Annotated in this window: 10 protein-coding genes; 1 reads left to right on the top strand and 9 read right to left on the bottom strand. The window is 63.5% G+C overall.

Features of this window, described 5'->3' with window-relative positions:
* From Q0S16_RS02480 to Q0S16_RS02470, 3 genes are all read right to left on the bottom strand, one after another.
* Positions 1–292, bottom strand: a 292-nt coding sequence (locus Q0S16_RS02480) for an efflux RND transporter permease subunit (protein ID WP_295844645.1), incomplete at its 3' end; no start/stop codon positions are given.
* A 3-nt stretch (positions 293–295) separates the two neighbouring features.
* Positions 296–1,123, bottom strand: coding sequence for an efflux RND transporter periplasmic adaptor subunit (locus tag Q0S16_RS02475; RefSeq protein WP_295844647.1), 828 nt, complete (start codon positions 1,121–1,123; stop codon positions 296–298).
* A complete protein-coding gene (locus Q0S16_RS02470; RefSeq protein WP_295844644.1) occupies positions 1,124–1,513 on the bottom strand; it encodes a biotin/lipoyl-binding protein in 390 nt (129 codons plus the stop codon).
* Between the two features lie 203 nt (positions 1,514–1,716).
* Between Q0S16_RS02470 and Q0S16_RS02465 the strand changes: the two genes are divergently transcribed.
* On the top strand, positions 1,717–2,412 hold the full coding sequence (locus Q0S16_RS02465; RefSeq protein ID WP_295844642.1) for a TetR/AcrR family transcriptional regulator: 696 nt from the start codon (positions 1,717–1,719) through the stop codon (positions 2,410–2,412).
* A 12-nt stretch (positions 2,413–2,424) separates the two neighbouring features.
* On the opposite strand, the gene Q0S16_RS02460 is transcribed toward Q0S16_RS02465, so the two are convergent.
* The 6 genes from Q0S16_RS02460 to Q0S16_RS02435 all read right to left on the bottom strand — a co-directional run.
* Positions 2,425–3,777 (bottom strand): VWA domain-containing protein, encoded by a 1,353-nt coding sequence (locus Q0S16_RS02460; protein WP_295844641.1) that lies wholly within the window; start codon positions 3,775–3,777, stop codon positions 2,425–2,427.
* A 4-nt stretch (positions 3,778–3,781) separates the two neighbouring features.
* A complete protein-coding gene (locus Q0S16_RS02455; protein WP_295844639.1) occupies positions 3,782–4,729 on the bottom strand; it encodes a MoxR family ATPase in 948 nt (315 codons plus the stop codon).
* Between the two features lie 102 nt (positions 4,730–4,831).
* Positions 4,832–5,581 (bottom strand): thermonuclease family protein, encoded by a 750-nt coding sequence (locus Q0S16_RS02450; protein WP_295844638.1) that lies wholly within the window; start codon positions 5,579–5,581, stop codon positions 4,832–4,834.
* Between the two features lie 119 nt (positions 5,582–5,700).
* Positions 5,701–6,600: an EamA family transporter gene (locus tag Q0S16_RS02445; RefSeq protein ID WP_295844637.1), complete on the bottom strand. Its 900-nt coding sequence runs from the start codon at positions 6,598–6,600 to the stop codon at positions 5,701–5,703.
* A gap of 109 nt (positions 6,601–6,709) precedes the next feature.
* Complete coding sequence (locus tag Q0S16_RS26375) at positions 6,710–6,904, bottom strand: hypothetical protein (RefSeq protein ID WP_366517793.1); 195 nt, start codon at positions 6,902–6,904, stop codon at positions 6,710–6,712.
* 212 nt (positions 6,905–7,116) lie between these two features.
* On the bottom strand, positions 7,117–7,699 hold a 583-nt coding region (locus Q0S16_RS02435), incomplete at its 5' end, for an ATP-binding cassette domain-containing protein (protein ID WP_295844635.1).

The raw sequence follows: 7,699 nt of genomic DNA, 5'->3' as shown, positions 1-7,699 counted from the left end.
CTTCGCTGCTGAAGGTCAGCGTGATCGCCACGGTGCCGGTCGAGGTCGACGTCGCCGACATGTATTGCAGGAAGTCGATGCCTGTCATGTTCTGCTCGATGACCTTCGTCACCGAGTTCTCGGCCGTCTGGGCATCGGCGCCGGGATAGGTCGCCGAAATGGTCACCACCGTCGGCGCGATCCGCGGATATTGCGCGATCGGCAATTGTCGAATCGCCAGCACGCCGGCAAGCATGATCAGGATGGCGAGAACCCAGGCGAAGATCGGTCGCCGAATGAAAAAATGCGACATGGTCTACTCGCTCCGGACGCTGGTATCGGAGCTTAGCTCGGCCTGCCGTTTGCCTGGATCGACCGCGAGACCTGTCGCGGGATCGACGACGACCTCGATCGCGGTCGCGTTGGCCCCGGCCTTCACTTTCTGCATGCCGTCGATGATGACACGATCACCAACCTTGGCGCCACTCGCCACCAGCCAGTTGTTGCCAACGGCCTGGCCGATCTCGAGGATACGCTGCTCGACCTTGCCGCTCGCATCGACGAACATCGCGGTTGCTTTGCCCAGCGGGTTTCGCGACACCGCGCGCTGCGGGACCAGAATCGCGGTGGCATCGACACCAGCCACGATCCGCGCGCGGACGTACAGGCCGGGCAGCAGCTTGCGCGCGGGATTGGCGAAGGTCGCGCGTGAACTCACCGAGCCCGTGCTTTCGTTGACGAACGAGTCGGTGAAGCCGAACTTGCCCTTCTGGTCATAGGTGCCGCCACCTTCCATCAGCAGTTCGATCTGCACCTTGCCGTTTTCCTGCTTGAGCTTGCCACTGTCGATCTGCGCGCGCAGCCGTGTCATCTCCGAGGTCGACTGGTCGAGGTCGACATAGATCGGATCGAGCTGCTGGATCATGGTCAACGCCGTGGCCTGGCCGGCCGTTACCAGCGCGCCGGGCGTGATCGAGGATTTCCCGATGCGCCCCGATATCGGCGCCGTCACCCGCGTCCGGTCGAGCGCGATGCTCGCGGTATCGAGATTGGCTTCGGCAGCCTTCACATCGGCCTGACCCGATTTCAACGTCGCCACCGCATCATCGACTTCCTGCTGGCTCGCCGCGTTGGTTCTGAGCAGCTAAATCTTGCGATCTGCCTTCAGCTTCACGCTGACCAGGGCCGCCTGAACCTTGAGCAGCGCGGCCTCAGCGCTTTCCAGCGCGGCCTGATAGGACGCCGCGTCGATTTCATAGAGCAGGTCGCCAGCCTTGACCTCGGCGCCTTCCACGAAATTGCGCTTCTGAAGCATACCCGTCACCTGCGGACGCACCTCGGCAACCTGATAGGCGCTGGTACGGCCCGGTAATACCGTCGTGATCGGCGCCGCTTGGGCCTTCAGCGTGAGAACGCCAACTTCTGCCTTCGCCGCGGGCGCCGACTCCGAGGCTTGCGGACCGCAACCGGCAACGGAAGTGGCCAGTAGCAGCGCCGCGCCGAGGGGCAGTAATCGGCCGATGAGGGAATGCATTAACTGGTCCGTAATGACAAACGGCGCCCGACCTCCGTGGATGGGAGATCGTCGCCGTTGATGAAGAATGAGAAACTCTCTGGTTTCGTATTGGAAACTTGGTAGTTTCCTTATGCGAAGTCAATCGCTAGGCTGGCCTCGACATTTCCGCCTTTGCGCCGCCAAGCAACCTTTCGTGACAATACGCCCCCGGGATTTGATCCATGACCGCCGCCGCCACGTCGACATCGAGAAACAAAAGCCACAACACGCCGGTTCGTTCCCGCACGCCCGCGGCCGCGCCAATAATGGTACCAGAGGGCGCGGCCGCGATCGATGCACGCCTCGCTAATCTTCTGCTCGCAGCCGAAGCGTCATTTAGCCGCAAAGGCTTTGCCGCGACGACGATGGACGATATCGCCCACGCCGCCGGCATGTCGAAGAAGACGCTGTACAAGATGTTTGACAGCAAGAGCGACCTGTTTCGCGCCACGCTGTTGCGCAGCGCCGGCCAGTTTCGATTCTGGGACGGTCCCGCGCTGACAGGAACACCAGAGCAGCAATTGAAGCTATGGTTGAAGCGGGTACTGGACTCCGCCTTCTCTCCGAAAGAGATCGCGCTACATCGACTGATTGTCGGCGAACGCGTCGCATCGCCGGATTTCGCCAGGATCTTTTCCGATGTCGCTTTCCAGTATGGCCCGGAAGGCGTGATTGACTGCATCAAGCGCGTCAAGCTACGGCCCCATCTGCGCAAGCTGCCTGCCCGGATGGTCGCCGAGATGATCATCGGCTCCGTATTGGGCATCGATCATTTCAAGCATCTGATCGACGACAGCCACCGCCTCGATCCACGCATGCTGAAGAAGCGCATCGATGTCACCGTCGCGACTTTTTGCGAGAGCGCTGATGGTGACTGATCGATAGTTGGACTAGCGGTACGTCGAAACGATGTCCGCGACGGCGCGTTCGAGCTGCTGCGCCGTGGCGCACTGGCGCACCACGTTGCAGAAAGTGGCGTAACGCGGCATCTCGGAGTCGCCCCAGCCCCATGCCATGCGCCCTTCGGGATTGAGCCAGACCAGACGCTTCGACCGCTCGCCGATGCGCCGCAGGATGTCGGCGCGGGGATCGAGGTTGTTGCTACGCGCATCGCCCAATACGATCACGGTGGTCTGCGCGGTCACCGCGCTCATCCACTTCTTTTCGAAATCCGCCAGCGAGCGACCGTAATCGGACGAACCGTAGCCCACGCTGGACATGATATCCCGCATCGCTTCCTCGGGTTTCTTCTTGTCCAGCACATCGCTGACCTCGATCAGATTGCCGGAGAAGGCGAAGGTGCGGACATCGGACACCACTTCATGCAGGCTGTGCACCAGCAGCAGGAAAAAGTCAGACACCTGCGCCACCGAGCCGCTGACGTCGCAGATCGCGACGATCTTCGGTCGGTCGCGGCGCCGGCGCTTCCACGCGGTCATGAACGGGATGCCGCCCCAGGCGGCGTTGCGGCGCATGGTGCGGCGAACGTCGAGATGGCCACGGCGCTGCCGCTTGCGCGGCTTGCTGAAACGCTCCCGCAGCCGGCGCGCGATCTGCCGGATCAGTGCCCGCATCTGCTCGACCTGGCGCGGCTCCAGCCGCGATAGCGGCGCGTTGCGCAGGATGTCGTGGCGCAGCGTCTCCTTATCCTCGCGGCCATACAGCAGCAGCGCCTGCGCGACGCGCTCGCTGACATTTTCGCGCAACGCGGCCAGCGCCGCTGACAAACGCTCGGCCTGCGCGGGATTGGTCGCGGTCAGCGCATCGATATCATCACGCAGATGGGCAATACCGAGTTGCTCGAGCAGTCGGCTCGAAAAGATGCCGCGCTGGGTGAAGAAGCGGATGTCTGACAGGCCGGCAGCGTTGGATGCGTTCGACAGCGCGGCAGCCATGCCGGCGCGATCCTGCGCCAGCAACATCTGTGACAGCGGCCCGAGTTCGCCCGACGCCTCACCCGGAGCAGGTGCTGCGGCCGGTGCGGTGCTTGTCTCGTCGCTTGCCGGCGGCTGCGACGGGTTCTCGAATTCAGGGTGCGCGAAGAATGTATCGAAGCAATCACCGAGCGCGGCCTTCTCATCATTGTTCTTGGCCAGCGTAAGCAGCAGCGCGTCGCGCAGGATCGCCCGATCAGCCGGCCCGATTTCGGCGACCGCCCGCATCGCATCGATGCTTTCGGCCGGCGAGATTCGTACGCCCGCCCCGCGCGCCGCCCGAAAAAAGCGATGCAGCGACTGTCTCATCGGCCTACCCGAACACGCCCTGGCGCCCGGCCTTGGCGACGAACGTCGTCACCTGCGGTAGCGTTACCTCGATATCGGCTTCGTACTTCAACAACACATTGAGCGTGTCCTTGACGATCTGATGGCCGAGTTCCTCGGCTTCCAGCAGCACCAGAACGCGCGCCCAGTCGATGGTCTCGCTGACCGACGGCAGCTTCTTCAGATCGAGGGTGCGGACCTGGTTGACGAAGCCGACCAGCTGTTTCCGCAAGGTCGCCGAGATCCCCGGCACCCTTGTCTCGACAATGCGCTCTTCCAGTTTAGGTTCGGGAAAGCCGATATGCAGATGCAGGCAGCGGCGCTTGAGCGCGTCGCCGAGATCGCGTTCGCCGTTCGAAGTCAGGATCACGGTCGGCGGTACCAGTGCCGACACCGTACCGAGTTCGGGAATCGTAATCTGGTAGTCGGAGAGAATTTCCAGCAGCAGCGATTCGAATTCGGCGTCGGACTTGTCGATTTCGTCGATCAGCAGCACGCAACCCATCGGCTGCTCCAGAGCGCGCAGCAACGGGCGCGGCTCGACGAATTCCTTGGAGAAGAACACGTCGCCGAAATCGTGCAACTGATCGAGCGCGCCGGCCAACGTGTCGGCGCCGCCCAGCACCTCGCCGAGCTTGTCCTTGAGAATCTGGGTATAAAGCAACTGCTTGGCGTATTTCCACTCATACAGCGCCTTGGCCTCGTCGAGCCCCTCATAACACTGCATCCGGATCATCTCGAGCCCGCGCCAGGAGGCGATCGCCTTGGCGAGTTCGGTCTTGCCGGCGCCGGCGGGCCCCTCGACCAGAATCGGTTTTTCGATTTTGTGCGCCAGATAGACTGCGGTCGCGATCTGCCGACTGGCGATGTAGCCGGCGGCGGCAAGGCCGCGTTCCACGGCTTCGATGGCGGCTGACGGGCTTGGCTCGGCCACGGCGTTCACTCCGGATTTCGCGGGCTGGAATTTCCCGGACGACCGGTTTCCATATCACTTCTGGCTACGTGGTTCAGCCGTCGGCGTCCAGAGCTGCGCGGCTCAGTTGCGGCGGCTGATGGCCCGGCAATTAAAGGCCTTGCGATAAAACGCGGCCTGGGCCTCCTCTTCCGAACAGAACCAGCGGTCCGGCTTCGGCTGCGTGGCGTAATTCTGACATTGCGGTGTCAGGTAGATCCCGACATGGCCGGTCATGCGGGCGCGGCGGGCGAGTTTTGCCCGGATATTGCAGCCCGGCGGCATCACCAGATCCTCGGGAAACAGCGCCGCGCGCAATTCGCGGTCCTTGTCGGCCGGACAGGCGCCGCCCAGCAGCGCGCCAGCCGTCTCGTGCTTGCGAAAATCCGCCGGCGCCACGAAGCAGCCCTTCCACAATCCCTGCCGCCTCTCCCGCGCCTGCGCCTCGTCGACGGTAAATCCCTTGCTGGCGACGGGATCGACCGCCACCGCGAAACCCTGACGCAGCAACAACTGGTTCAGGCTGATCGATTCGCCGACGACGCTGCAGAGGCCGACGCGCCGGTTCTTGAACGCGCTGTCGGGACCCAGATCCTCGCAGCGCACCTCGCGCTGTGCGATCAACTTGACGAGTTGATCACGCGTTTCGGTGCCGCAGGCCCACACATCGGCATGTTCATCGAGACAGGTCTGGTCCAGCTCCGGTGCATCGATGCCCGCCATCCGGTAGATGATATTGCCGAGCTGGATGGTGTCGCCATCGCGCACGATGGCGTCGGCCGCCCAGACCGGGCCGGCGGCCACGAGCCAGGCGAGAAGGATCAGAATGCGCATCGAACTGCCTTGGACCGGATCGCAGAACTATTCCGCTTCGCCGCTCGAATAAATCACGCGGAGGCGATCCAACGCAATCTCGACATCGCAATGACGCGGCATCGCCACATCCAGCGGAACTAGACCGACACCAGCAGGGCCACGCCGACCACGATCAGCGCGATGCCCGACAATTCACGCACCGACAAGGGTTGCTTGAAGGAAAAATACGCCACCGCCTGCGCGAACAACACCTCGACCAGCGCCAGCGTCCGCACATTGGCCGCCGCGGTCAGCGCGAAGGCCAGAAACCAGAACTGCGACGCCGCGGCGCCCATGAAACCGGCCAGCAGCGACGGCTTCCACAGGCCGAGGATATCCCGCAGCACCTTCGGCGCCCGCAGCACCAGATAGACCGTCAACACCAATGTCTGCACGAACAGGCCGCACACCAGGGTGTAAGAGGCAGCGGTGACGAAGCCGACATCAGGCACCACGATGATGGCGCCGCGAAAGCCCACGGCGGAAAACGCAAAGGCCGCGGCGGCCACCAGCCCCAGCACGGTCGGCCGCACGCTGGCAATATCGCGCACCGCGCCCGGACGCAGCGCGGTGACCACCACGCCGATGGTGGCGATCAGGATCGCGACCACCTTGAGCAAGGTGAGGTGATCGCCGAGGAAGACGAAACCGAAGATCGCGGTCTGGATTGCCTCGGTCTTGAGATAGGCCGTGGTGACGACGAAAGAACGGTCGTTCATCGCCGCCAGCATCAGCCCGGTGGCGAGGATCTGGCTCAGCGACCCAAGCAGCAGCCAGGGCCAGAACACCGCGCCCGGCCACGGGATCCGGTCGCCGGTCGCGACGATGACCACCGCGAAGAAGATCACCGAGAACGGGAAGCCGAACAAAAAGCGGATATTGGTGGCGCCCCAGATACCGAGCGGCCCGGTCAGCGAGCGCTGCATCGCATTGCGCGCCACCTGCCCCAGCGAGGCAACGATGGTGAAGGGAATCCAGAGCGCGGCAATGCTGAACATGATGGAGATTCGGCTGGAGGGAGAGTTGCGGCACCGTGACGGCGATGGCCGGCGCGGTCAACCGCGGCCGTGCTCATGCCAGCGCTGCGTCGACGGAGCTGTTGTAACCTTACTCGACAGCCGGCGGCATCAGGGTCGTCACGGCCTCGGCTGCCGATGTGGCATCGGCCAGCAGCAGATATTCGCCACGCCGCAGCGTCGCTTCACTTGCCACCACGACAGCGCGCTTCGGGCAGATGCCGAGGCAGCCCGTCAGCACCACGCGCGGACGCTTGACGCCTTGGGCTTCGCTACGTCGTTTCACTTCAGACTTCAGCGCCCGCCGCAGTTCCTTGCCGTCGGCGACACGGCCGAGACATTTTTTGCAGACAAAGACCGGACTGCCGCGACGCGGACGAATGGTGACGGGAGATATATTGTTGGCCATCCCGGGGATATGGGGACGCCACTGACGCATTGAAGGAGCAGCCACTTGCCGGGCACGCAGAACCGGTATGCCTGCGCGCAGGTTGCCGCTCAGCTCCGCAGTCCGGGCGCTTCCTGGCCGGTGCGCGCGACATATTCGGTATAGCCGCCGCCATATTGGTGGATGCCGTCCGGCGTCAGTTCCAGCACCCGGTTCGACAGTGCCGCCAGGAAGTGGCGGTCATGCGACACGAACAGCATGGTGCCCTCATATTGCGACAGCGCCGAGATCAGCATCTCCTTGGTCGCCATGTCGAGATGGTTGGTCGGCTCGTCGAGCACCAGAAAGTTCGGTGGATCGAACAGCATCTTGGCCATCACCAGCCGCGCCTTCTCGCCACCCGAGAGCACCCGGCACTTCTTCTCGACGTCGTCGCCGGAGAATCCGAAACAGCCGGCCAGCGCGCGCAACGAGCCCTGCCCGGCCTGCGGAAACGTATCTTCCAGATTCTGGAACACGGTGCGCTCGCCCTCGAGCAGGTCCATCGCGTGCTGCGCGAAATAGCCCATCTTGACGCTGCCGCCGAGCGCCACGGTGCCATTGTCCGGCTTGGTCGAGCCGGTCACCAGCTTGAGCAGCGTCGACTTGCCGGCGCCATTGATGCCCATCACGGCCCAGCGCTCCTTGCGACCA

Source organism: Tardiphaga sp., from assembly GCF_025356345.1.
Taxonomy (GTDB): domain Bacteria; phylum Pseudomonadota; class Alphaproteobacteria; order Rhizobiales; family Xanthobacteraceae; genus Tardiphaga.
Note: the sequence above shows the minus strand (reverse complement) of the source record. Positions and strands in the feature narration are given on the sequence as shown.